The 24,132-nt window shown below is 75.5% G+C and carries 14 protein-coding genes and 1 pseudogene; 9 read left to right on the forward strand and 6 right to left on the reverse strand.

Annotated features, from left to right (window positions below; genetic code table 11):
* Window positions 1-137 precede the first annotated feature (137 nt).
* Window positions 138-902: a GntR family transcriptional regulator gene (locus tag SYYSPA8_RS15410; RefSeq protein WP_323447721.1), complete on the reverse strand. Its 765-nt coding sequence runs from the start codon at window positions 900-902 to the stop codon at window positions 138-140.
* Between the two features lie 930 nt (window positions 903-1,832).
* On the opposite strand from SYYSPA8_RS15410, the pseudogene SYYSPA8_RS38385 reads away from it, so the two are divergent.
* Window positions 1,833-2,711 (forward strand): annotated as a pseudogene (locus SYYSPA8_RS38385) (alpha/beta fold hydrolase); the annotation flags it as partial.
* Here SYYSPA8_RS38385 and SYYSPA8_RS15420 read toward each other — a convergent pair.
* Entirely contained in the window at window positions 2,601-3,710 is a 1,110-nt protein-coding gene (locus SYYSPA8_RS15420; protein ID WP_323447723.1) for a DMT family transporter, read from the reverse strand. The pseudogene SYYSPA8_RS38385 and the gene SYYSPA8_RS15420 sit on opposite strands and share 111 nt — an antisense overlap.
* A 47-nt stretch (window positions 3,711-3,757) precedes the next feature.
* Here SYYSPA8_RS15420 and pdxR point away from each other — a divergent pair, with 47 nt between their 5' ends.
* From pdxR to SYYSPA8_RS15450, 6 genes are all read left to right on the forward strand, one after another.
* Entirely contained in the window at window positions 3,758-5,239 is a 1,482-nt protein-coding gene (gene pdxR, locus SYYSPA8_RS15425) for a MocR-like pyridoxine biosynthesis transcription factor PdxR (RefSeq protein WP_323447724.1), read from the forward strand.
* 171 nt (window positions 5,240-5,410) lie between these two features.
* On the forward strand, window positions 5,411-7,009 hold the full coding sequence (locus SYYSPA8_RS15430) for an alkaline phosphatase D family protein (protein WP_323447725.1): 1,599 nt from the start codon (window positions 5,411-5,413) through the stop codon (window positions 7,007-7,009).
* Window positions 7,010-7,236: 227 nt separating this feature from the next.
* Window positions 7,237-8,703, forward strand: a complete 1,467-nt coding sequence (locus tag SYYSPA8_RS15435; RefSeq protein WP_323447726.1) for an SWIM zinc finger domain-containing protein — start codon at window positions 7,237-7,239, stop codon at window positions 8,701-8,703.
* Complete coding sequence (locus SYYSPA8_RS15440) at window positions 8,700-11,618, forward strand: DUF7824 domain-containing protein (RefSeq protein ID WP_323447727.1); 2,919 nt, start codon at window positions 8,700-8,702, stop codon at window positions 11,616-11,618. Before SYYSPA8_RS15435 ends, SYYSPA8_RS15440 begins: the two co-directional genes overlap by 4 nt.
* Before the next feature lie 76 nt (window positions 11,619-11,694).
* Entirely contained in the window at window positions 11,695-13,221 is a 1,527-nt protein-coding gene (locus SYYSPA8_RS15445; protein ID WP_323447728.1) for a GNAT family N-acetyltransferase, read from the forward strand.
* 252 nt (window positions 13,222-13,473) lie between these two features.
* Complete coding sequence (locus tag SYYSPA8_RS15450) at window positions 13,474-15,156, forward strand: DUF885 domain-containing protein (RefSeq protein ID WP_323447729.1); 1,683 nt, start codon at window positions 13,474-13,476, stop codon at window positions 15,154-15,156.
* A gap of 126 nt (window positions 15,157-15,282) precedes the next feature.
* Here SYYSPA8_RS15450 and SYYSPA8_RS15455 read toward each other — a convergent pair whose 3' ends face one another.
* Window positions 15,283-16,134 (reverse strand): SDR family oxidoreductase, encoded by an 852-nt coding sequence (locus SYYSPA8_RS15455; protein ID WP_323447730.1) that lies wholly within the window; start codon window positions 16,132-16,134, stop codon window positions 15,283-15,285.
* 170 nt (window positions 16,135-16,304) lie between these two features.
* A complete protein-coding gene (locus tag SYYSPA8_RS15460; RefSeq protein WP_323447814.1) occupies window positions 16,305-16,751 on the reverse strand; it encodes a rhodanese-like domain-containing protein in 447 nt (148 codons plus the stop codon).
* A 178-nt stretch (window positions 16,752-16,929) separates the two neighbouring features.
* Between SYYSPA8_RS15460 and SYYSPA8_RS15465 the strand changes: the two genes are divergently transcribed.
* Both SYYSPA8_RS15465 and SYYSPA8_RS15470 read left to right on the forward strand, forming a co-directional pair.
* Window positions 16,930-17,376: an Lrp/AsnC family transcriptional regulator gene (locus tag SYYSPA8_RS15465; RefSeq protein ID WP_323447731.1), complete on the forward strand. Its 447-nt coding sequence runs from the start codon at window positions 16,930-16,932 to the stop codon at window positions 17,374-17,376.
* 70 nt (window positions 17,377-17,446) lie between these two features.
* Window positions 17,447-18,271: an alpha/beta fold hydrolase gene (locus SYYSPA8_RS15470; RefSeq protein ID WP_323447732.1), complete on the forward strand. Its 825-nt coding sequence runs from the start codon at window positions 17,447-17,449 to the stop codon at window positions 18,269-18,271.
* Between the two features lie 200 nt (window positions 18,272-18,471).
* Here the strand turns inward: SYYSPA8_RS15470 and SYYSPA8_RS15475 are convergent, their stop codons facing one another.
* Together SYYSPA8_RS15475 and SYYSPA8_RS15480 are read right to left on the reverse strand one after the other, a co-directional pair.
* Window positions 18,472-22,593: an AAA family ATPase gene (locus SYYSPA8_RS15475; RefSeq protein ID WP_323447733.1), complete on the reverse strand. Its 4,122-nt coding sequence runs from the start codon at window positions 22,591-22,593 to the stop codon at window positions 18,472-18,474.
* 99 nt (window positions 22,594-22,692) lie between these two features.
* Window positions 22,693-23,868: an exonuclease SbcCD subunit D gene (locus SYYSPA8_RS15480; RefSeq protein WP_323447734.1), complete on the reverse strand. Its 1,176-nt coding sequence runs from the start codon at window positions 23,866-23,868 to the stop codon at window positions 22,693-22,695.
* Between the last annotated feature and the right edge of the window lie 264 nt (window positions 23,869-24,132).

The following is a 24,132-nucleotide window of genomic DNA, read 5'->3' on the forward strand; positions in this document are numbered from 1 at the left end:
TGCCGCGGACGCCGCAGGCCCGCCGTGACGGACCCACAGGGGGTCGTCACGGCGGGCCTGCGCGTACAGCCGTGTCCCGGCGCCACCCTGACGGCCCGGCGGAGTGCGACGGGCCGTCAGGACGCGCGGAACGGTGCTCAGGAGGCGCGGCGCGCCTCTTCGTGATGGCTTATCTCCACGTCACCGGAGGCCCCGAAGGTCAGCCGGCAGGTGTCGGCCCGGTAAGTCGCCACCGTCACCGCGGCGGTCCGGCCGCCGGAGAAGTACCGGGTGGTGACCACCAGAACCGGCGCACCCGGGAGCCTGTCCAGCTCCTTGGCGTCGTCGGCGCGGGCGGAGCCCAGCTCCACCGCCCGGTCCTGTCCCTCCAGGTCGAGCCGCTGGAGTTCGCGCAGGACCACGCGGGCGCGGGCCGGCCCGGACGGCACGTCTATGGCCGACAGCTCGGGCACCGACGCCGCCGGTACGTAGAGCTGTTCGGCCGCGACCGGCTGTCCGTGGGTGACACGCAGTCGGCGGAGGGTGTACGTCTCCTCCTCCGCGTCCGTGCCGAGGAGCCGGGCCACCGAGGCGGGCGGCACGGCCTTGACGCAGTCGAACGACTGCCAGGCGTCCTGGGCGGAACCCGGCCACGCCTGCTGGGTGGTGGAGACATCCACCCCCATGCGCGGTGGCGCGACGGTCGTGCCCACACCGCGGCGTCGTTGCAGTCGTCCTTCCAGTTCGAGCTGTTCGAGGGCCTGGCGCAGTGTCGCGCGGGCGACCCCGAACCGCGCTGCGAGGTCCCGTTCGTTCGGAAGGATCTCGCCCACCGAGAAATCGGAGTCGAGCGCCTCCCCGATCACGGTCTTGAGGTGCCAGTACTTTGGTTCCGGCACTGATTCCAGCTGCGTGGTCCCCACCCTGATCCTCCGCATTCGCCGTGTCAGCGGCGGCTTTTTCGCGCCCTTGTTTATTAAAGGTTCCTGCACTATCACTGCCGACCATAGGGTGGCGCGGCACCTTGGTCAAGACCAATCCTGCGTTTGTCACCCGGGTAAGTCGACTCGACGGGGGAAGCGTTCACAGGCTGTTAGCACCCAGTCAAACGCGCACCGCCCGAGACCCACGTCTTTTTGGACAGGGCTCTGACGTGCGCGAACGGGCTCACATGAACGTCACCCCGGCGCTCTCGTCGGGTTTGCGCACCATGTCGGCACCGTACGCGCATTCACCCGTACGACCCGGCTGGACGACATTGTCCGGCTGTGCAGCGGAACGTACGGCCGAGACCGGGGCGTCGTCGCTCCCGGCCGACCGGTTCCCCATGTCCGGAACCAACCCTCCGACGGCGACCACGCACCGTCCGGCGGGCTCCGTGCCCACCATTATCCGTCGCTCCGGACCCGCTCCGTCCCCGCCATCGCCGATCGGGCGCCCCGCGAGGGTCGAAGTGCCGGGTGGCAGCTGCCGGATTCCGCCGGTGACGGCGGCCGGAGAACGCCGGACGACCCCACGACATCGGGCCGGGGTCACACCCGGGACCCTGTCCACGACACCCCGCCCCGCCGTGCGCGCGGGCATGCGGAAGGCCGCCGCCGTCGACACGAAGAGGGGACGGTGATCGTCGGGGACATCGGTCGGGGTCCGGTTCGCCACCCCTCCATCCCAACCGACGCACACCCCCCGTGTCCAGGCGACTCGGGTGCGTCATATGTCTCTCGGCCGGATTCGTCGGGTCGACAGCGCACGCCCGGATGTCGACCCCCCGAAGCGGATGCTACCCGCAGGTAATTGTTGCTGACAGGCCGTCTACAAGCTCCGAGCAGGGGCGACACGAGGGAGCAACACACGTGGTCGCGGACATTTCCCTCTCCATCGCGTCACCCCGGGGCAAGCGGACCGTGTCCGTCGCGTACGAGAGGAATGGCGCGGGAGAGCCCTTGCCGCTCCTGCGCGGCAGAGGGCACCAGGGGCAGGCGCGGGAGCCGGCGATGGACATCATCGCGGGCGGGCGTGCTGTCACAGCCGTGGATCTGCCGGGGTCCGGTGCCTCCCAGCCGCCGCCCGACGGGGTGCCCTACCGTCTCTCCAGCGCCGGGACCGTACTTGGCTCGCTCTGTGCGGCCCTCGGGGTGGAACGCCCGCGCACGGCGGGAGACTCGCTCGGCGGGCTGCCGGCGCTGGAGCCGGGACGGACCGGTCGCGCGCGGTCTGTGACGGCGCTGTCCCCCGCCGGCTTCGGGAGCGAGAGCGAGCGGGTCTTCGCCTTCGCCGCGCTCAAGGCGCCGCGGGCGGGGGCGCGGGCAATGCCGGTTCCGGTCATCGAGGGGCTGTCCTGATCGGTGGCCGGGCGGACGGCGCCGACGGGTGCCGTTCACGCGCGGCCGGGACTGCGGTCGGCGGACATCGGGCATCGGGCATCGGACATCGGACATCGGCTGGTAGCCATCGGTCGGCGAACTCAGCCGTGGCCGAAACTCTCGCCCTGCGCGAGGCGTCCGGTGGTGAACGAGCGCTCGCGGCGGGGCGGGAGGTCGGGTCCGGACGGGGACGTCCCGGGCTGCCCCGTCGCCATCGGCCGGGGCACCCGGGACCGGCTGCTGCGGCGGCGTCAGGGGTTACGGACCAGGCGGGCCGTCCCCGGTGCGCGGCCGGTGCGGCTGCCCGGGTGCGGGCCCGTCCCGATGAGCGACGACCCCGCTCTCGTCGCCCGGGGGCTGCTGGACGGCGGCGGGCGCCGAGACGGCGGGGCGGCGGGGGCCCCGCCCGGGATCGCGGCGGCCCGGGCCTGCGGGACGGGAGCCGGTCTCTGCGGGGCGGCGGCGGCCGGGGCGGAGCATGCCGGAGCCGAGGACCGCGCCCGCGCCCACGAGCACCCCGCCCGCGGCCTGGGCGGCGCCGAACGTCCCGGTGCCCACCACGGGCGCGGTGAGCGCGGCCGCCACGGGGATCAGCCCGGTGAAGAGGGTCGCCCGTTCCGCGCCGATGCGCTGAATACCCATGTACCAGGCGACGAAACCGATCACCGTGACCACCGCCGCCTGCCACAGCAGCGCCAGTGCCTCGCCCTGGTCGGGCATCCGTACCCAGGCATCCCCGTCGACGGCGACGCCGATGACGGCCGACTCCACCGCCGCGACGGCGCAGACGACGGCGGTGAGCAGCCGGGGGCCGAGGGGCCGCAGCACGGGGGCGGCCAGCACGGCGAACCCGACCTCGCCGAGGAGCGCGGCGACCGACCAGACGACGCCGAGGGTGTCGGTGCGGCCCCAGCCCTGGACGGTGAAGGCGCCGGCCGCGACGAGCAGGGCCCCGTACAGGACCGGCCGGGTGGGGCGGCGGCCCTCCATCAGGGGGACGAGGACGGCGACGATGACGGGGGCGCAGCCGACGAACACTCCCGGAACAGCCGGCTCCGAGGTGCGTTCGGCGGCGAGCACGGCGAGGTTGAAGCCGACCATGCCGACGGCGGCGAGCAGGGCGATCCGTCCCCACTGGCGCGGGGTGAGGGCCCGGACGGGCCCGAGGGCCGCCCGGCCGCCGAGCAGCGGGAGCAGCAGGAGGAAGGCGAGGGCGTAGCGGACGGCCTGCCCGCCGGCGTAGGGGTAGTCACCGAGGACGCTGTTGGCGGTGAACGAGGCCCCGACGAGGCAGTAGGCGAAGGAGACGAGGAGCACTCCCTGAAGAGTGGTGCGGGCGGTGCTCCGGGTCTGTGGCGGATGGTTCATGGTGCCGACGCTAGGGAGCGGGGCGGTCCCCTTTAAGGTCCACTTCCATGACGTCATCGGGGACCACTTCGCCGGCCGGTGCACCAAAGGGCCGCGCGGGCCGGGGGGACGCAGCGGCGCCCCTGCCCTCCGCCACCCCCTGGGAGCTGCTGTTGCCCGCCGCGGGGGCGCCCGCGCGGCAGCGGGGCCGGGCGCTCCAGTCGGCGCTGCGGGACGCGGTCCGTTCGGGGCGGCTGGCGGCGGGTACCCGGTTGCCGTCCAGTCGTGAGCTGGCGGTGGACCTGGGGGTGTCGCGGGGGCTGGTCACGGAGGCGTACGAGCAGTTGACCGCCGAGGGCTATCTGCGCAGCGAGCGCGGTGCGGGCACCTGGGTGGGGGACGCGGCGCGGGCGGGTGCGGGGACGGCCCGGGATCTGGCACCAAGGGGTGCGGGGCCGGGCGCGCGGGTCGATTTCCGGCCAGGGACGCCGGATCTGTCGCTGTTCCCCCGGGCCGCGTGGGCGGCGGCGCAGCGTTCGGTGCTGGCGCGGTTGCCGCACCGGGCGCTCGGCTATCCGGATCCGCGGGGGCTGCCGGAGTTGCGGACCGCGCTGGCGGCGCTGTTGACGCGGCGGCGGGGGGTGGTGGCCGATCCGGAGCGGTTGGTGGTGTGCTCGGGGGTGGCGCAGGCGATGACGCTGCTGGCGTTCGTGCTGGCCGGGCGGGGACAGTCGGTGCTGGGGGTGGAGGATCCGGGGAGTCCGGGGCACGGCCCGCTGTTCCGGGCCGCCGGTCTGGACATGGTGCCGCTGCCGCTCGACGGCGAGGGGCTGGCGATGGGGCCGCTGCGCCGTTCGGGGGTGCGGACGGTGTCCACGAGTCCGGCGCACCAGTTCCCGACCGGGATCGCGTATTCGGCGCGGCGGAGGGGTGAGCTGCTGGAGTGGGCGCGCTCCGTGGACGGTCTGGTCGTGGAGGACGACTACGACGGGGAGTTCCGTTACGACCGGGCTCCGGTGGGCGCGCTCCAGGGGCTGGATCCGGAGCGGGTGGCGTACACGGGGTCGGTGAGCAAGTCGCTGGCGCCGGGGCTGCGGCTGGGCTGGCTGCTGGTGCCCGGCGGGCTGATGGAGGAGGTGGTGGAGCGCAAGCGGACGCTGGACATGGGGAATCCTGCGCTCGATCAGGCGCTGCTGGCCGATTTCATCGGCGGGGGTGGTTACGACCGGCATCTGCGCCGCTGTCAGCGTGCGTACCGGGAGCGGCGGGACACGCTGGTGGGGGCGCTCGCGGCGGAGTTCCCGGGGGCGCGGGTCAGCGGGATCGCGGCGGGGCTTCATGTCATCGTGGGGCTGCCGGAGCGGTACGGCCCGCAGGAGCGGTTCGCGGCGGGTGCGGCACGGGCGGGTGTCACGGTGGGGTGGTTGTCGGCGCACGCGTTGGTGCCGGTGCGGGAGCCGGGGGTGCGGCTGGTTCTGGGGTACGCCCATCTGGCGCCGTCGGACATCGTGCGGGGGGTCGGGCTGCTGGCGCGGGAGACGGCGCGGTGATGTGGCGCGGTGTTCAGATGGAGTTCCGCGGGGCTTCGGGAGCGGGCGGTACGCATGGCTGGACAGCGTCCCCGGTGGCCGCCCGGCCGGGGCCGGTGCGTGCCGTGGCGCGTACCGGTCCGCCGGGGCTCCCCGGGCCGCTCCGTGCCCGACCCGTTCTGGAGGTCCACCATGACGTTCAGCCTGCCGCGCCGCGCCGGTGCGCACGGCTTTGACGGCCCCGGCCGCCGTTCCCTGCTGCGGGGTGCGGCGGCCGGCTCCGCCGCGCTGGTGCTGCCGGTGCCGCTCGCCGCTCCCGCGCTGGCGCTCGGGGGCCGGCCCCGGGCGGCCTGGGGGGTGCAGTCCGGGGCGGTGACGGCCTCGTCGGGCCTGGTGTGGGTGCGTTCGGACCGTCCGGCCCGGATGACCGTGGAGGTGTCGGCGACGGACTCGTTCCGGAAGGTGAGCCGGGTGCGCGGGCCGCTGCTGGGGCCAGAGACCGACTTCACCGGCACGACGGCGCTGCACGGGCTTCCGTCCGGGGAGCGGATCCACTACCGGGTGATTCTCGCCGACCCGGGGGATCCGCGCCGTACCGGTGAACCGGTGCACGGGTCGTTCCGCACCGCTCCGGCGGGGCGCGGCCGGGGGGTGCGCTTCCTGTGGTCGGGGGACATCGCCGGCCAGGGCTGGGGCATCAATCCGGACATCGGCGGTTTCCGGGTGTACGAGGAGATGCGCCGGCTCGATCCGGACTTCTTCCTGTGCAGCGGGGACACGATCTACGCCGACGGGGTGATCCAGCCCCGGGTGACGCTGCCGGACGGCCGGGTGTGGCGGAATGTCACCACCGAGGAGAAGTCCCGGGTGGCGCAGTCGCTGGGCGACTTCCGGGGAAACTTCCGCTACAACCTGCTCGACGAGAACGTCCGCCGTTTCAACGCGCGGGTGCCGACGGTGGCCCAGTGGGACGACCACGAGGTGCGGAACAACTGGTACCCGGGGCAGATCCTCGACGATCCGCGCTACTCCGAGAAGAGGGTGGACGTGCTGGCGGCGCGGGCGCTGCGGGCGTTCGGCGAGTACTTCCCCATGGACGCGGCACGGCCGCCGGGGCGGGGCGGGCGGATGCACCGGGTGGTGCGGTACGGGCCGCTGCTGGATGTGTTCGTGCTGGACATGCGCTCGTACCGGAACGCCAACTCGCCGGGGCTCCAGGCGCGCGATCAGCAAGGCATTCTGGGGGCGGCGCAGCTGACCTGGCTGAAAAGGGAGCTGGAGCGGTCGCGGGCGGTGTGGAAGGTGCTCGCCGCCGACATGCCGATCGGGCTGGTGGTGCCGGACGGCGCGGCGGACATCGAGGCGGTGGCGCAGGGCGATCCGGGGGCGCCTCTGGGGCGGGAGTCGCAGATCGCCGGGTTGCTGCGGTTCATCAGGGACCGCCGGATCACAGGGACGCTCTGGGTGACGGCGGACGTGCACTACACGGCGGCGCAGCACTACGCGCCGGAGCGGGCCGCGTTCCGGGACTTCGCCCCGTTCTGGGAGTTCGTCTCGGGGCCGCTGGCGGCGGGCGGTTTCCCGGCGAACGCGCTGGACGCCACCTTCGGGCCCGAGCGGGTGTTCGTCCGGGCGCCGGAGCGGGCGAACGTGTCGCCGATGGAGTCCCCGCAGTACTTCGGCGAGGTGGCCGTCGACGGGGGCAGCGGGGAACTGACGGTGCGACTGCGCGCGGAGGGCGGGACGGTGCTGTTCACGAAGACGCTCCAGCCGGGACGGGTGGGCCAGTAGGAGGGTTGGGGCCGGGCCGGCAGGGGCGTCGTCCGGGAGCGGGCCGGGCGGCAGGGGCGCGGTCCGGGGGCGGGCCGAGAGGTGGGGCGGCCGGGCGGGAGTCCGCCGGGCCGCCCCTCGCTCTACCCGCGCCCTACCCGCGCCCACCTGCGAAAACCCCTGTACGCAGGCGGGGTTGACGAGGTCGGGCCGGGCCGTTGTCAGTGGTGGGTCCTACCGTCGTTTTCATGACGCGAACGATGCAGGCGCTGGCCTACACCCGGCCGTCCGCCCTGGAGTCCGGGGCCGACGGCGCACTTCTCGGCCTGGAGACCTCGGGCGGGCTCACCCCGGCCGGGGCCCAGGCCCACCCGGCCTTCTTCTCGGGATTCCTCTCCTCGCCCCAGGCCGCGGCCCGCGCCCTCCTCGCGGTCGCCGATGTGGCCGCCGCCCGTTACACGGATCCGACGCCGCGCCCGCTCCTGGACCCGGTGGTCACGGGGAACGGGGACCGGCTGCGTTTCGAGTCCTTCTCGGGCTGCTGCGGGGTCTACGCCCGGCTGGACGTGCTGCGGGACGGTCTGGAGGGCCGGGAGACCGGTCATGGCACCACCAATGTGGATGTGAACAATCCGCTGCGTGAGGCGCTCTCCCGGATGACCGGCGACAGCCCGCTCCATCTGCGGGTGGGGCCCGGGGAGATGGAGGTGACCACCCTCGAAGGGCCGGTCGTGGAGAAGAAGGTGCCGCTGCCGGACCGCTGGCTGCGCGGTTTCGCGGAGGCGCAGGTCGCGACGGCCGACTTCGATCTGCGCGCCGAGCTGCCGGGCCCGGAGGCGGTGCGGTTCCTGCGGTCGCTGCCGCGCTCCTTCGGCCGCGCGTCGCGGGGCGCGACCTGGGTGGTCCCGGCGGGCGGGACGCTGCGGCCGACCACCCGGCCGGTGCCCGGCGCGGTCTGTCTGCCGGGCCCGGAGCGGCTGACGGCTCTGCACCGGGTGCTGCGGCACGCCACCGCCCTGCGGGTGTACGGGCCCGCGGGCACCGGTGCCGCCCCGGCGCCGGGGGCGTGGGAGGTGGTGCTGCCGGGGATGCGGCTCACGCTGACGCTGTCGCCGGACACCACGCGCGGGTTCTCCGGCGAGGGCGGTGTCCTGGAGGCGCTGGCCACCGAGGAGGCGGAGCAGGACGCGGAGCTGATCTCGGTCCTGCTCGCGTGGGAGCCGGAGATCGACCCGTCGGAGCTGGCGGACCGGTCGGGTCTGCCGGTGGCCCGGGTGCGGGCGGCGCTGGTGCGCCTGGGCACGGCGGGCCGTGTGGGGTACGACGTGGCGGACGCGGCCTATTTCCACCGGGAGCTGCCCTATGACGCGCGGCGCGCGGAGAAGCACAATCCGCGGCTGCTGAGCGCCCGGGAGCTGGTGGCGGCGGGGGCGGTGACCCTGGGCGGCGACGGGGACGCGGCGACGGTGGTCTCGGGTCCGCAGGTCTACCGGGTGGGCGAGCGGGGCGGGCGGCTGTGGTGCACCTGCGTCTGGTGGGCGGAGCACCAGGGCGGGCGCGGCCCGTGCAAGCACGCCCTGGCGGTCCACATGGTCCGGCGCGGGGCGACGGCCGCCGCCCCGGCCGCCGGCAGTGGCAGCGGCAGCGGCAGCGGCAACGGCAACGGCAACGGCAACGGCAACGGCAACAACGGTACGGCGGGGGTCGCACGATGAGCACGGTTCTCCACCTCGTCCGGAGCGGCTCCTTCCGGGAGGTTCCGAAGGCGCTGGCCCCGCTGACCCCGGCCGAGCGGAAGGAGCTGCTGCCCGAGCTGAAGGCGCTCCGGGCCGAGCTGCGGGGCTGGGACTGGCAGGAGTGGCAGAAGCGCGGGCGGGTCGCCACCGCGCTGATGGTCGCCGGCGCGGGGTGCCACCCGGGCGCGGCGGCGGCCGCGACCTGGATCGGCGCCCGGGATCTGCGGATCTCCCGGGGTCCTGGGGATCCGCCGGTGGTGCCCGCCGTGCTGGAGGCGCTGGCGGGCCGGGACACGGTCTGGCTCAGCGATCTCGCGCACCGGCTCGCCGCCCGCGCGTCGACCGGCGAGGAGGACTACGTCCTGATCCGGAAGCTGGTCGACACGACCCGGTGTCCGGTGCCCACGAGCGACGGCTATGTCCGCGGCTGGGCGGTCCATCTGACGCGGCACCACGCGCTGCACCGAGGGCTGACGCTGGAGCCGGAGCTGTCCGTCCTGGTGACGCGGCTGTTCGAGCTGCCGGAGCTGCCCCCGGAGGTGCAGTGGTCGGCGGAGCCGGACAATCCGCGGCACTGGCCGCAGGTCCTGGCGGGGCTGGCGGACGCAGGCGCGGTCGAGCGGCCGGTGGTCGTGGACGGCTGTGTCTCCCGGCTGCTGCGCGGTGGCAAACCCCAGGATCTGAAGGTCTTCCTGGCCGTACTGCGGGCGCTGGCCCTCACACCCCAGGAGCAGGGCGCCCGGATCCCCGACTGGATGGGAATGGCGGCGGACGGAGCGGGCCCGGTGGCCGCCCACGCCCAGGGGGTGCTGGGGGCGCTGGCCGAGAGCGGCGCGCTGTCGGCGCACGAGCTGGCGGAGACCTCGGGCGCGGTGTTCTTCCGTACCGAGAAGAAGCTGGTACGGGCGCAGCTGACGGTGCTGGGCAAGGCGGTCCGGGTCCGGGCGAAGGCCAAGAACCCCGACGCCGTCGCCGTGCTGCTGCGCGCCGCCGGGGACGCCTTCGGCCACGCGGACACGGGGGTGCAGGAGCGGGCCCTGAAGCTGGTGGCCCGTCACCTGGCGGACGTGCCCGACGAGGTGCGCCGGGAGCTGGCGGACACGGCCGCCCTGCTGGGCCCGGCGCACCGGGAGACGGCGACCGCCGTCTTCGGCGACCTGCTCCCCGAGGACACCGCGGACGCGGGCGGCGAGATACTGCCGGCCGTGCCGGGCCGCCGCAGGCTTCCCCCGCCACCGGACTCGGTCGCCGAACTGCTCTCCGACCTGGTGACCGTGGTGGACGGGGAGCCGGAGCCGACCGCCGCCGAGCGGGTGGTGGACGGGCTGGTCCGGCTGGCGTACACGGAGCGGGAGGAGCTGACCGAGGGCCTGCGGGAGACCTTCGGGGAGCGGTGGTGGTTCCAGCCGTCGCACTTCCACAACCGCAATCTCGCCGGCCGGCTGGCGCAAGGCTCGGCCGGCATCGAACTGATCATCGCCGCGGCGGCCGGGGCGGTGCCGGCGGAGGTGCTGCGGAAGGTCGCCAACCGGACCGCGGGGCCCGGAATCTGCGTGGTCGAGGGCATCTGCGCGGCAGCCGCGGCCCGGCTGGGGGAGGTCGCCTGGCGGATCCGGACCGAAACCCTGCCACTGTTGCTGGCGACGCCGACGTGGGACACGGGGGCACTGGACCCGGAGACCCTGGTGGAGCGGTTGCGGGAGTACGTGCGGCTCGGGGTGAAGCCCTCTCCGGTGGACTTCACGCAGGCGCTGCTGCGGGTCGCGGCGGGCACGGGCGGCCCCGCCGCGAAGGAGGCGGCCCTGCTGGGGACGGAGGAGGGCGACCGGCTGGCCGCCTGGTTGGAGGGGACGGGCCCCGAGCTGCCCGCGCTGCTGAACCCGGTGGGCGCAGCCGACGGGCCGGCGCCCGGCGGGCTGCGGGGTGTGACCGCGCGCGCGGCCCGCGCACTGGCCGGGCACGCCCGGCAGCTGACCGATGTCCAGAAGGAGCTTCCCCCGGCGTTCCGCTGGCTGGGGCAGGTGCCCCGGTCCGGGCACCGTCACGGATACCGCTGCTCCGACGGGTACATCGCGCCGGAGCGGCTGGCCTCCTGGTGGATCAGGACCCTGCCGCACCACCGGGAGGCGGTCGCGGCGTGGCTGCGGACCTCCCTGGGGAATCCGACGGGCCAGTACACCGACGACGCGGAGTGGCGGGCCATGACGGGAGCGCTGGTCCGGCTCGCCGAGGGCGAGGCGGACGGCGTCGCCGGTCCGGAGCTGCACCGGGCCGTGGCGCTGGGGCTGGGCGCCGCGGGCTCCGGGCCCCGGCTGGGCGCGGTGGACGCGCTGCTGGTGCTGGCCGCCCGGGAGCAGCTGGATCCGGCGCTGCTCGGCCGCCTGCTGGGCGCGATGGTGCAGCACGACGGCCTCAAGCCCAACCGTCTGGCGGACGCCACCCGTACCGCCGCCGCGACGGGCGCGTACACGACGACCTGGGCGGTACTGGCGGCGGCCCTGCCCGCGCTGCTGGCGATGCGGCCCGTGCCGCACAGCCTGGGCGAGGTGCTGGGGGTGGCGGCCGAGTGCGCGGAGCGCCACAGGCCCGGAGCGCCGGGTGCTTTCCCGGCCGGGGCCGGCGGGAGGGCGGACGATGCCGGGGAGGCGGCCGTTGGAGTGACGGGTGGAGTGACCGGTGGCACGGGCACGGGCGCGGGCACGGGCCTGAGCGACGGGGGCGCGGGCAGCGGCGACGGGGGCGCGGAGGGGGCCGGGGGGCTCATATCCGGGCTGGCGGAGCTGGTCGCGCGGGGCGGGACGTCGGCGCGGGTGACCCAGGCGAAGCGGCTGCTCACGGCCGTGCGGCGGCACAGCGATCATTCCGCGCCAGAAACGGCGAGAAATAGCGCATAGCATCCCAGAAGTCCGTTTAACCCATCGGTCACAATGCGTTGGTGATCGTGCAACACGGTTCGGTGAGAGTGATGTCATGACCCAAGTGACATCCGCCGCTCCCGCGGCGCCCAGCGCCCGCCGCCGCCACCCCTGGCGGCGGGACCTCGTCGAACTGGCCGCCGTGTTCACCGCCGTGGCGGCAGCGGACGCGATCGCGAAACTGGTCGCGCGGGGGCCCGACGGACCCGCGCTGCTCGTGCTCTCGGCCCTGGCGCTCGTCGCGACCGCGGCCTTCCACACCTGGTGGGCACACCGCCACAGCCATGCCCCTCCAAGCGATACGGCGCCGACCATCGACAGCACCCGTACCCCCCGCACCACCGACAGCACCATCCCCACCATCCCCACCGACAGCACCGACAGCACCGACAGCACCGCCGACGCCGACGCGCCTCCCGAACCGGGCGCCGGGGAGCCCGCGCCGGGGCCGGAGCCACGGGACCCGGCACAGCGGCACGGCCCCGCGGGCGACACCACGCTCTGGCGGATGCGGACCACCGTGCGGGACGAGCCCGGCTCTCTCGCCGCGCTCTGCACCGCGCTCGCCGCGCTCGACGTGGACATCCTGGCGCTCCAGACCCATCCGCTCGCCGACGGCACGGTGGACGAGTTCCTGCTGCGCGCCCCGGCCGCGCTCCCGCCCCGGCGGCTGACCGGGAAGGTCGCGGCTGCGGGCGGCAGCGGCACCTGGATCGAGCGGGCCGACGCCCACGACCTGGTGGACACCCCGACCCGGGTGCTGCGGCTCGCCGCCCGCACCGCGCTGGACGCCGCCGAACTGCCGCTCGCCCTGCGGCAGCTGCTGGGCCGCTGCACCGTCCACTCCCGCCCCGCGGTCTCCCCCACCGGTCGGCCCGCGGGGGACCTGCCGCCCGTGGAGGGGTCGCTGGAGGGGACCGTGATGCGGTTCCGCGACCCCCGGGGCGGATCCATCGAGGTGGAGCGGCACCATCTCCCCTTCACCCCGGCGGAGTTCGCGCGGGCCCGCGCGCTGCTGGAGCTGGACGCCCGGCTCGGCCCCCGGGTCCCGACCGGACAGGACGTGCTCACCCTGCCCGAGGGCAACGCGATCACCATCGGCCATGCCGACCAGCGGGATCTGGCGGCCGCGCGGGAACTGCACCAGCGCTGCTCCGAGGAGACCCTGCGGCGGCGCTACCACGGCCCTGTCGGTGACGCCGACCGCTATCTCGACCATCTCCTGAGCCCCCGGTTCGGCCGGACGCTCGCCGTCCGGACGGCCTCGGGACGGCTGGTGGCCCTCGGCCACCTCCTCTGGGACGGGGACGAGACCGAGATCGCCCTGCTGGTGGAGGACGCCTGGCAGCGCCGGGGCATCGGCTCCGAGCTGCTGGCCCGGCTGGTCGTGCTGGCCCGGGAGGCGGGGAGCCGGAGCGTGTACGCGGTGACCCAGGCCGCCAACACCGGCATGGTCGCGGCGATGCGCGGCCTCGGTCTGCCGCTGGACTACCAGGTGGAGGAGGGCACCGTGGTGCTGACGGCCACCCTGACCAGTGACGCCGGCCGGGCCGGTCCCGCGCGGGGCCGGGTGGAGCGCTGAGCCCGACCGGCGCGCCCCGGGGCGTGCCGGGCCCCGGGCACGCGGTGGTCGACCGGCGGCCGACGGCGGCCGACCCACAGCGGTCGGCCATCGGCCCGCAGCACACGGCCGGCGGCTGCGCGCTGACCGTCCGGCCAGTCGGGCATCGCCCCACCGGCCGATATCCGGCCACTTCACGGCAGGTCGGGCGGTGAACGGCGGGCCGACCGGACGATGGTGACACGACCACCCCCCGTGTTTGAGGATGTGTCCATGTCAGTCATCCCCAGCAGTTCGCTGCCGCGCCAGGTCGCCGACGCCCATGTCGACGCCCTCATCGAACTCGACCCCACATTCGGCACCTACCTGGGCCTCAAGGAGAGCGCCCCCTTCCTCCCCGACTACTCCCCCGAGGGCCACGCGGCCCGCGCCGCGCTCGCCCGGGAGACCCTCGCCAGGCTCGACGATGCGGAGAAGCAACCGGGCGCCGACAGCGACATCGAACGCCGCTGCGGCCGGCTGCTGCGGGAACGGCTGACGGCCGAACTCGCCATCCACGAGGCGGGCGAGGACCTGCGCATGGTGAGCAATGTCCGCTCACCGCTGCACTGGGTGCGGGAAGCGTTCACGGTGATGGCCACCGGGACCGAGGAGGAGTGGGCCGCGGTGGGGCAGCGGCTGCGCGCGGTGCCCGCCGCGCTGGCGGGCTACCGGAGTTCGCTGGAACTGGGGCTGGAGCGCGGGCTTCCGGGCGGCCCCCGGGCCACCCGGACCAATATCGACCAGCTGACGGAGTGGATCGGCACGGACGGCAGCTGGTTCGACGGGTTCGTGGCGGAGGCGCCCACGGGCCTCGGGGCCGCCCTCGGCGAGGCGGCCGGTATCGCCACCGGCGCCCTGCGCGCGCTGCGCGACTGGATGCGGGACGTGTATCTGCCCGCCGTGGCGGACGCCCCGGACACCGTGGGCCGCGAGCGGTACGCCCGCTGGGTGCGGTACTTCAACGGCACCGACCTCGACCTGGACGAGGCGTACGCGTACGGCTGGGCCGAGTACCACCGGCTGCTCGCGGAGATGCGTTCCGAGGCCGGCCGGATCCTCCCCGGCGCGAGCCCGTGGGAGGCGCTGGCCCATCTCGGCGTGCACGGGCGCCACATCGAAGGCGTCGAGGAGGTGCGCACCTGGCTCCAGGGCCTGATGGACGAGGCCATCACGGCGCTGGACGGCACCCACTTCGAACTCGCCGCGCCCGTACGGCGGGTGGAGTCGCGCATCGCCCCGCCCGGCACGGCCGCCGCGCCGTACTACACCGCTCCGTCGGAGGACTTCTCCCGCCCCGGGCTGACCTGGCTGCCGACGATGGGGGCCACCCGCTTCCCCGTCTACGACCTGGTGTCGACCTGGTACCACGAGGGCGTACCGGGACACCATCTCCAGCTGGCGCAGTGGGTGCACGTCGCCGACCGGCTCTCCCGCTACCAGGCCACCCTCGGCATGGTCAGCGCGAATGTGGAGGGCTGGGCCCTCTACGCCGAGCGGCTCATGGACGAGCTGGGCTTCCTGCCCGACCCCGAGCGCCGGCTCGGCTATCTGGACGCCCAGATGATGCGCGCGTGCCGGGTGATCGTCGACATCGGGATGCACGTCGGCATGGAGATCCCGGCGGACTCGCCGTTCCGTCCGGGCGAGCGCTGGACCCTGGAGCTGGTCGAGGAGTTCTTCGGCCGGCACAGCGGCCATCCGGCGGAGTACGTGGCGAGCGAGATGACCCGCTATCTGTCGATGCCGGCGCAGGCGATCGGCTACAAGCTGGGCGAGCGGGCCTGGCTGACGGGCCGGGAGAACGCGCGCGCGGCGCACGGTGACGCGTTCGACGCGAAGGCGTGGCACATGGCGGCGCTCTCCCAGGGGTCGCTGGGGCTTGACGACCTGGTGGACGAGTTGTCCCGGCTGTGAGGACCCGGAACGGGGCGGTCCGCCGTGGTCCGGAGCCTCCTCGGGCTCCGGGGGTCCGCCGATGAGCCGCCCCGTTACCCGGCCCCGGCCCCGGCCAGAGACAGGGGCCGGGGTTCGGGGGCTGCGTCAGCGGCGGAAACCGCCCTCGGAGTCGACGACCTGACCGGTGATCCACTCCGCGTCGTCCGTCACCAGCCAGGCGATCAGCCGCGCGGGATCGTCGGGCATGCCCCAGCGTCCGGCGGGGAAGAGGTCCGCGACACTCCGGTACGCGTCGCCGTCCAGGTAGTCCGTGTCCACCGGGCCCGGGTTGACGGTGTTGACGGTGACGGCCAGCTCCGCGAGGGAGGTGGCCAGCGACCGGGTGACGGAGGCGAGAGCGCCCTTGGCCAGCGCGTACGCCAGCTCGTTCGGCATCCCGCCCGCGATGTCCTGGCCCGAGGTCATCATGACGACCCGGCCGCCGGGGGTACGCGCCGGCAGTGCGGCGCGCTGCCGGGCGAACGCCTGGACCAGCAGGATCACCGCGCGCGTGTCGACGGCCCAGTGCGCGTCGAGCATCGCCGCGTCGATCTCCAGCAGGCGGCCGTCCGAGCCGCTGAGGGCGTGGTTGGCGACCAGGATGTCGAGCCGGCCGCCGAGTGCGGCGGTCGCGGTGGAGATCAGCTCGGCGGGCGCGGCGGCGTCGGAGAGGTCACCGGGGCCGTGGAGGACCCGCACCCCGGGGTCCCCCGCCGCGGCGAGCACTCCGGCGGCCACGCCGTCGGGACCCTGCGGGTCGGCGCCCCAGGGCTGACCGGCGTCATGGGGCACATGGTGGTGGAGGTAGACGCTCGCCCCCTGGGCGGCGAGCCGCCGGGCGACCGCGTACCCGATCCCGCCGCGCCGGCTGGCGCCGGTGACGAGGGCGGTACGGCCCAGGAGCGGCAGGGGGTCACGGCGCAGGGCCGCGGGCTCGGGGTGGGGAAGTTTCGGCATGGCAGCCCATGATGGCGGGGAACAGCACGGCTGTCGCTTCCTTTTCCGCTGTTCAGCGCCCCGTTGCCGAGCGCCACCGCACCGGTGTCCCGCGTCCGCTTTCCACGCCGGCTTCCCGTGCCGGTGTCCTTGCCCGGGGCGCAACGGTTTCGTGCGCGGGCGGACGCTGTTCAGCAGCCGCAGTCCGCGAGCGCCGGGGGCGCGGTGAGCGGGTCGGCCGGCAGCTGCCGGGTGCCTTCCCGGGTCTCGTGGGCGAGTCCCTCCCGTACCCAGTACTCGAATCCGCCCAGCAGTTCCTTGACGCGGTAGCCGAGTTCGGCGAGGGCGAGGGCGGCGCGGGTGGCTCCGTCGCAGCCGGGACCCCAGCAGTACGTGATCACGGGTACGGCCGGGTCGAGCAGCCGGGGCGCCTGCCCGGGGATGAGCGCGGTCGGCAGATGGAGCGCGCCGGGGATGTGCCCCTGGTCCCAGGCGGCCGTGGAACGGGAGTCCACGAGGACGAACCCGGGGTCGCCGCCCGCCGCGAGATCGGCGGCGACGTCGGCGACATCCGCATGGAAGGCGAGGCGGGCCCGGAAGTGGGCGGCGGCGGCCCCGGGGGCGGCGGGCGGAACCATGAGGGACCGGGCGACGGGCGCGGGGGCGGTGGGGGCGAGGGATGCGGATGCGGTGGATGCGGGTGCGGATGCGGTGTGGTTCATGGCCAGAAATCTATGGCCGGGATCCGGTGGACTGAAGGCGGTTTCCCCGGAGAAGGGCTTGATCGGCCGGGGAAACCCCGGTTGTCTGGGTCCCATGACCACGTATTCACCGGACGCCACGGACTGGCGGATTCTGACGGCCCTCCAGCGGGACGGACGGGCCAGTTTCGCGGAGCTGGCGCGGGCCGTGTCGATGTCCGCGAGCGCGGTGACGGAGCGGGTGCGGCGGCTGGAGGAGGCCGGTGTGATCACCGGGTACACGGCCGTCGTCGACCGGGAACGGCTGGGCCTGCCGGTGCTGGCGTTCGTCCGGCTGCGGTATCCGCACGGGAACTACAAACCGTTCCACGATCTGCTGGAGACGACGCCGGAGATCCTGGAGGCGCACCATGTGACCGGTGACGACTGCTTCGTCCTGAAGGTCACCGCGCGGTCGATGCGGCATCTGGAGGAGGTGACCGGCCGGATCAGCGGACTCGGCCCGGTCACCACCAGCGTCGTGTACTCCTCGCCGCTGGAACGGCGTTCGCTGAGCGGCTGACCGGCCGAGCGACAGCGCCCTCCCCGGCTGACACCGGAAGAAGGTCTGTGCGACCTGGTACGAGCGCACGGTGGAGGGCGACGGCGTCGGCCTGTCCTGTCGCGACCGGGGCGGGTCCGGGACGCCCGTCGTCCTCCTGCACGGACCGGCCGGCCACGCGGGCGAACGGGACGCCGTCGCCCGGGCCCTGAGCCCTCGCCGGGTCGTCGCCGCCGGCCGGCGCGGCCACGGCGCCATGCCCACCGCCGCCGCACACCCCCACCTCGTGCGCGCGCCCGTCCTGGTCGGGACCGACCCCGGCGGACCGGACCCGAACGTGCAGGCCGAGATCGGCTCATGGCTCGGCTCATGGCCGGCACCGTTCCCGTCACGGGAGGCCGTCGTCGCGTTCCTCGGCGGCGAATGCGGTCGGCGAGCGCTGGGCCGGCCGCCGGACTGGAGGAGCGCGGCAGCGGCGGGTGGCCCCCGCTCCGACCGGGACGCCATCGTCGGCTCGCCGGCCGAGAACGCCCGGCACTCCTTCTGGGACGCGTGGGCGGGCGTCACGTGTCCGGTCCTGGCCGCCCTGGGCCAGTCCGGCATCATTCGGCCACAGGATTCCGGGGCCATGCTCCGACGGCACCCGGGAACAGCTGCGGTGAGCGTCCCCGGCACAGGCCACGACGTACCTCTGGAGCGCCCCGACGTCCTGCGGCAGCTGCGGCTGGAGTTCCTCGACGAGGTCGCCGCGCATCCCGCCCCGGACGGCCCTGACCACCGGACGCCGTGCGGCCCCGGCGGACGCCCGCGCACCTCCGCCGGGGTACGACAGCCGGCCGCCTCGGCACGTCCCCGTCCGGTCGGCGCACGAACCCCTGTCGGCGAATTCCGGCCACGACTCGACGCACAGGCCTGAACCGGGCATCCCAACCTGCCGGGCAGGGTGGCCGACTTGGCGCAAACCGCCGTACCGGAGTTCCCTGAGGCCGTGGCCGACCCCGAGGTGCCGGTACGGGGCGGTCCCGCGTCCGCCGCCGACGCCCGCGCCGGGTCCCGGGTGCGACGGCCCCGAGAGCCGAGGGGCCCTCGTCTCGCGGCGGACCCGGGCGGGCGGGGTCAGCCGCCGAGCGGGGCGGTGTGCAGCCGGACGGCGGACCCGTGCCGTTCCTTGACCACTTCCAGCCGGGTGGGGATCCGGCGGCGGAGGTCGGCGACATGGCTGACGATCCCGACGCAGCGGTCGCGCTCCCGGAGCGCGTCGAGGACGTCGATGACCTCGTCCAGGGTCTGTTCGTCCAGGCTGCCGAAGCCCTCGTCGACGAAGAGGGTGTCGAGCCGGACACCGCCGGCCTCCTCGGCGACCACGTCCGCGAGACCCAGCGCCAGCGCCAGCGACGCGAAGAACGTCTCGCCGCCGGAGAGGGTGGCCGTGTCGCGCTCGCCGCCGGTCCAGGAGTCCACCACATGGAGCCCCAGGCCGGAACGCTTGCCTCCGGCGCGGGCGTCGGAGTGGACCAGGGTGTAGCGGCCCGAGGACATCCGCTGGAGCCGTACGGAGGCGGCGGCAGCGACCTGTTCCAGCCGGGCCGCCAGCACGTACGACTCCAGACGCATCCGGCGCTCGTTGTCGGCGGAGGTGCCGGCGGCGAGTCCGGCGAGCCGGGCGACCCGGTCGTACTCCTCGCGCAGCGGACCGAGGTCCCGCACCTCGGCCACCGCCAGCGCGGAGAGCCGCACCAGCTCGGCACGGCGCTCGCGCGCGGCGCCCAGGGCGGACACGGCCCCGCGCAGGGCGCGTTCGGCCGTGTCGTGGGCGACCAGGGCGGCCTCCGTGTCGGCGGGCGGCCGCAGCGCGGCAGCGCGGGTCTCCGGCTCGGCGAGCCGGTCCGCCACGGCGGCGGCCTCGGTGCGCCAGGCGTCGGCACGCACCCGGAGGTCCCGGAGTACGGCGTCGGGGAGCAGCGCGCCCGCGGCGGCCTCCGGGGTGTCGAAACCGGCCCGGAACGCGGCGTCGGCGAGCCGGTCGTCCGCCTCCTTCAACCGGTGCGCCGCAGTGTCCGCTTCACGCACGGCGGCGACGGCCCCGGCGAGCAGACGCACCCGCCGTTCCAGGACCCCGGCGCGGGCGGCGACACCGCCCGCGTCACCGGCGAACGGGGCGAGTTCGGCGAGGAGCAGGGCCTGCTCCTGGTCGAGCGCCTCCCGCAACGAGGTCCGGGCCGCCGCACGCCGCTCGGCCTCCTGCCGGGCCTCCAGCCGCTCCCGGTGCTCCCGCTCGGCGCGGTCCAGCGCCTCCCGGGCGGCGTGCGCCCCGGAGGCGAGCCGCTGCGCCCGGCGAAGCTCCTCCGCCAGCCGCGCGACCAGTTCTTCCAGTTCGGCGACGGTGGGATCGTGCTCCTCTGCGCCGCCCCGCGCCCTGGGCACGGCGGCGCCGCCGTTCAGGGGTGCGCCGCCGTCCGCTGCCGCCGGGTGTCCGGGACCACCGGCGCCCCGGGCCCCCGGTACGACGGGGCCGACAGTCCCGCCGTGACCGGAAGGGACGGAGGCCCGGTCGTGCCCGGCGTCGTAACGCGTCCCGTCGGCGCCCGCGTCCGCGACACCGGCGCGGTCCGCGGCCCGTCCGTCGTCGGCCCGCCCGTTGCCACGGGGCTCCGCGAAGCCCCGACCCGCGTCGCCCTCCGGGCCGCCGGGGTCGTGGGGCCCATGCCCGGCCGACGGCCCGCCCGGCCCGGCGACACCACCGGCTGACGCCTCGGCACGGTGCTCGGCCCCCTCGGGCACAGCGGTGGCACCCGCCACCGTCACGGCCGTACGCCGACCGTCATCCACCACGCCCGGACGCCCCTCGGACCCGCCACCGTCACCATCCCGGGCACACGGCCCGGCTGACGCCCCGCACGGCACCACCACGTCACCGACGGACGCCCCCGCGCGGCCCACGGCCCCCTCCGACACAGCAGTGGCACCCGCCACCGTCACGGCCGTACGGGAACCGCCACCCACCACGCCCGGACGCCGGCCGTCATCCGTTGCGCCCGGACGGTCTTCCGCCCCGTCACCACCACCGGACAGCCCGGCGCACCCCTCGGCTCCCCCACGAACTGGAGCGTCATGCCCGGCCGAAGGACCGTCGACGCAGGACACCGACCCGGATGACTCCGCGTCCCCGGACGCCGGCGGCGCCGGCGCCCGGTCGCCCGGGGCGGCGTCTTCCGCCAGCCAGTCGCCGTCGTACGTGCTCCGCCCGGCGGAGAGTCCCCCCGCGAGGGGCCCGTCCGGCAGCACGGTGGCGGGCACCGTGGCGCCGGGTACCGTACCCGAGGCTCCGGCGGCCGTACCGGAACGGAGGCCGCTGCCCTCCGCACCCGTACGGTCGTCCGGTCCGTCGTGTCCGAGGGGCGGCCCTCCCCCGGCCGGCCGGCCGGCCGCAGCGGTGTGGGCGTCTGGGGAGGCGGTCGCCTCCGTCACCGGCACAGGCGCATCGGCCGGCCGCGGGGGTGTGGCACGGGCCTGGGCGCGGGCCGTGGTCAGGGACTCCGTGAGGACGGCGAGTTCGCGTTCGGCCGTGGTGCGGGCCGCGTCCGCGCGGGTGTAGTACGCGTACGCCGAGTCCTCCTGGGCCGCCGTGACGGACCCGCCGTCCGGGCGGGCCGGGTCCGGGTGGGCCTCGGAGCCGCAGACCGCGCAGGGGCGGCCCGGGGCGAGGGCGGCCGCCAGTTCCGCGGCGATGCCCAGGAGTCGGCGTTCCTTGAGGTCGAGCCAGGTCTCGCGGGCCCGGCCCGCGCGGTCCCGGGCGGTCCGGAGCCGGTCGTCGGCGTCGGTGCCCAGCGCGGCCAGCCGGTCGCGCTCCCGGGCCGCGCCCAGCCGGCGGCGGGCGTCGTCGTGCCGCGCCGCGAGGTGTTCGGCGCGGGTGGCCGCGTCCTGTGCGGCGGCGATCCGTTCGCGGTGGCCGTGGCGGAGGGCGTCCCACCCCGTGAGCCAGCCCTCGGCCTCGGCAAGGATCTCGTCGTCCGCGCGGGCCTGCCGGTCGAGCGCGGCCCGCTCGCGGGTGATCGCCTCGCTGCGCCGCTCGGCCCGGCGGGCGGCGTCGAGGCCGCCGAGGTCCTGCCGCAGGCCGCGCTCCCGTTCGGCGAGGGTCTCCGTGCCCGCGTCCCGCAGTCCGGGGGGCAGCTCGGCGCGGATCCGGTCCTGGGCCCCGGCGGTCGTCGCCTGCTCCCGGGCGGCGTCCTTCCGCAGCCGCAGCGCGGGCGCGACCCGTTCGGCCCGTTCGGCGCGATCCAGCCGCGTGGCCAGTTCGTCGTGTTCGGGCCGTCGCGCCTCCAGGGCGTCCCGGCGGCGGAGGGTGTCCTCGTGGCGCCGCTGGAGCCGTTCCTCCTCCGTGGCGGTGTCCAGGGCCCGCCGGGCCTCCCGCTGCCGCCGCTCCGCGACCTCCAGGGTCAGGGCGGCGATGTCGGCGCGTTCCACGGCTCCCGCGCGGGCGACGGCGGCCCACTCCAGGACGGCGTCGGCCAGCCCGGGGTCCCCGGGCTGCTGCCGGGGCGCCGGCCATCCGTCGGCGGCGGCCCCGGCCGCCTGTTCCATCCGGTGGGCGACGGCGAGGAGCCGTTCGTCACCGGTCCGCACCCGGCCCTCGGCGGCCCGCCGCCGGTCGGCGAGACGGTCCTCGACCGCGGCGAACCTGCCGGTGTCGAAGAGCCGCCCGAGCAGCCGTGCGCGGGCCTCCGCGTCGGCACGGAGGAACCGGGCGAAGTCGCCCTGCGGCAACAGCACCACCTGGCAGAACTGGTCCCGGCTCATCCCGACGAGCTGGGTGATCTCCTCGCCGATCTCCTGGTGGGAAAGGCTGAGCGGCCGCCAGGCGGCGCCCTCCGTGTCGTACTCGCGCAGCCGGCTCTGGGCCCGTTCCGTGGTCGTACCCCTGCCGCGGCTCTTGGGGCGCGGCTGGGCGGGCCTGCGGCGGATCTCCAGCCGCCGGCCGCCGACGGTCAGGTCGAGCAGCACCTCGGTGGGGGTGTCGGCCGGGGCGTGGTCGCTGCGCAGCGAGGTGCCGGGGCCCTGCCGCGCGCCCGGTACGGCCCCGTACAGTGCAAAGCACACCGCGTCGAGCACGGAGGTCTTGCCCGCGCCGGTCGGTCCGTGCAGCAGGAAGATCCCCGCGCCGGAGAGCCCGTCGAAGTCGATCTCCTGGGTGGCGGCGAAGGGCCCGAAGGCGGTGACGGTCAGCCGGTGCAGCCTCATCGCGTGTCCCTCCCGCCGCCGGTGTGCGCACGGGGTTTCCCCGGCCCGCCGCCGGTGTGCGCACCGGGTCGCCCCGGCCCGCCGCCGTGTGCCGCGGTCTCAGCCATGCCGGCCCGCCCCTTCCCGTACGGTCTCGTCCACGCGCACCCCGTCGAACGCCTCGCGCAGCACGGCGCGTTCCCGTTCGTCCGGGCCGCTGCCCCCGCGGACGTGGGCGACGAAGTCCTCGGCGATCTCCTGGTCGCCCCGGCCGCGCAGCCGCTGGGCGTACGAGAGGACGGGCCCGCCGTCCGCGCGCTCGGGTTCGAAGACCAGGCTCAGGGTGTGCGGGAAGCGTTCGGTGAGCCGCGCCATGGGTTCGGCGGGGCGGGTGGCGTCGGTGAGGGTCGCCTCCACGAAGGAGTCCCGGTGCCGGTCGAGGGCGGGGTCGTCCAGCAGTTCCCGCAGGGTGCCGCGGATCCGGGCGAGCGGCCGGGGCACGGGGCAGTCGACGCGTCCGGCGGTGATCGAGCCGTCGGGCCCGAGGTCCACGAGCCACATGGTCTTGCGGTGGCCGGCCTCGGAGAACGAGTACGCGAGCGGGGAGCCGGAGTAGCGCACCCGCTCGGTGATCGTCTGGCAGCCGTGCAGATGACCGAGGGCGACATAGTCGACGCCGTGGAAGATCCCCGCGGGGACGGAGCCGACTCCGCCGACGCTGATGTCGCGTTCGCTGTCGCTCGGTTCGCCGCCGGTGACGAAGGCGTGGGCGAGCACGACGGAACGGGTGGTCCCGGGGCGGTTCGCGAGGTCCGCGCGGACCCGGTCCATGGCGGCGGTGATGACGGCCTCGTGGTGCGCCTTCGCGGCGCCCAGCTCGTCCTTCACCAGCGCGGGTTCGAGGTAGGGCAGGCCGTAGCAGGCGATGTCGCCGTGGGCGTCGGAGAGGAGGACGGGGGTGCCGCAGCCCGCCGGGTCGGTCCGCAGATGGATCCCGGCGCGGTCGATCAGCCCGGCGCCCACGCCCAGCCGGCGGGCCGAGTCGTGGTTCCCGGAGATCATCACGGTGGGGACGCCCGCCTCGGCGAGGCGGTGCAGGGCGCGGTCGAACAGCTCCACCGCCGCCAGCGGGGGCACCGCGCGGTCGTAGACGTCCCCGGCGACCAGGACCGCGTCGGCCTCGTGCTCCCGGACGGCCGCGATCAGGTGGTCGAGGAACGCGGACTGGGCGGCGAGCAGGGGGACCCGGTGCAGCGACCGCCCCAGATGCCAGTCCGATGTGTGCAGGAACCTCACAGCACCGCCCCGAGCCGCATGTCTGCCTTTCTCCGCCCCCGGTTTCGGTCTCCGCCCGGCGCGGGGTCCCGCCATCGGCACCCACCACGCTAACGCCGCCGGGCCCCCGGTCCCGCACGGACCTCGCCCTTCGCCGTGCCGGAGTCCGCCCCCGGCCGGACCCGAACCGGCTCCCGGGGCCGGCCCCCGCCGGTCCGGAGCGGACCCGATCGGTCCGGGCGGGGACCCGGACCCCCGGCTTCACAGCCCTCCGCGCGGCCGCCG

The sequence above is a fragment of the Streptomyces yaizuensis genome, assembly GCF_034961445.1.
In the GTDB taxonomy this organism is placed as follows: domain Bacteria; phylum Actinomycetota; class Actinomycetes; order Streptomycetales; family Streptomycetaceae; genus Streptomyces; species Streptomyces yaizuensis.

Excerpts from the sequence above, each read along its gene's own strand:
- SYYSPA8_RS15420 (WP_323447723.1), bottom strand. The coding sequence starts at position 3,710 with ATGAACCATCCGCCACAGACCCGGAGCACCGCCCGCACCACTCTTCAG.
- pdxR (WP_323447724.1), top strand. The coding sequence starts at position 3,758 with ATGACGTCATCGGGGACCACTTCGCCGGCCGGTGCACCAAAGGGCCGC.
- SYYSPA8_RS15430 (WP_323447725.1), top strand. The coding sequence starts at position 5,411 with ATGACGTTCAGCCTGCCGCGCCGCGCCGGTGCGCACGGCTTTGACGGC.
- SYYSPA8_RS15435 (WP_323447726.1), top strand. The coding sequence starts at position 7,237 with ATGACGCGAACGATGCAGGCGCTGGCCTACACCCGGCCGTCCGCCCTG.
- SYYSPA8_RS15440 (WP_323447727.1), top strand. The coding sequence starts at position 8,700 with ATGAGCACGGTTCTCCACCTCGTCCGGAGCGGCTCCTTCCGGGAGGTT.
- SYYSPA8_RS15445 (WP_323447728.1), top strand. The coding sequence starts at position 11,695 with ATGACCCAAGTGACATCCGCCGCTCCCGCGGCGCCCAGCGCCCGCCGC.
- SYYSPA8_RS15450 (WP_323447729.1), top strand. The coding sequence starts at position 13,474 with ATGTCAGTCATCCCCAGCAGTTCGCTGCCGCGCCAGGTCGCCGACGCC.
- SYYSPA8_RS15455 (WP_323447730.1), bottom strand. The coding sequence starts at position 16,134 with ATGCCGAAACTTCCCCACCCCGAGCCCGCGGCCCTGCGCCGTGACCCC.
- SYYSPA8_RS15460 (WP_323447814.1), bottom strand. The coding sequence starts at position 16,751 with ATGGTTCCGCCCGCCGCCCCCGGGGCCGCCGCCGCCCACTTCCGGGCC.
- SYYSPA8_RS15465 (WP_323447731.1), top strand. The coding sequence starts at position 16,930 with ATGACCACGTATTCACCGGACGCCACGGACTGGCGGATTCTGACGGCC.
- SYYSPA8_RS15475 (WP_323447733.1), bottom strand. The coding sequence starts at position 22,593 with ATGAGGCTGCACCGGCTGACCGTCACCGCCTTCGGGCCCTTCGCCGCC.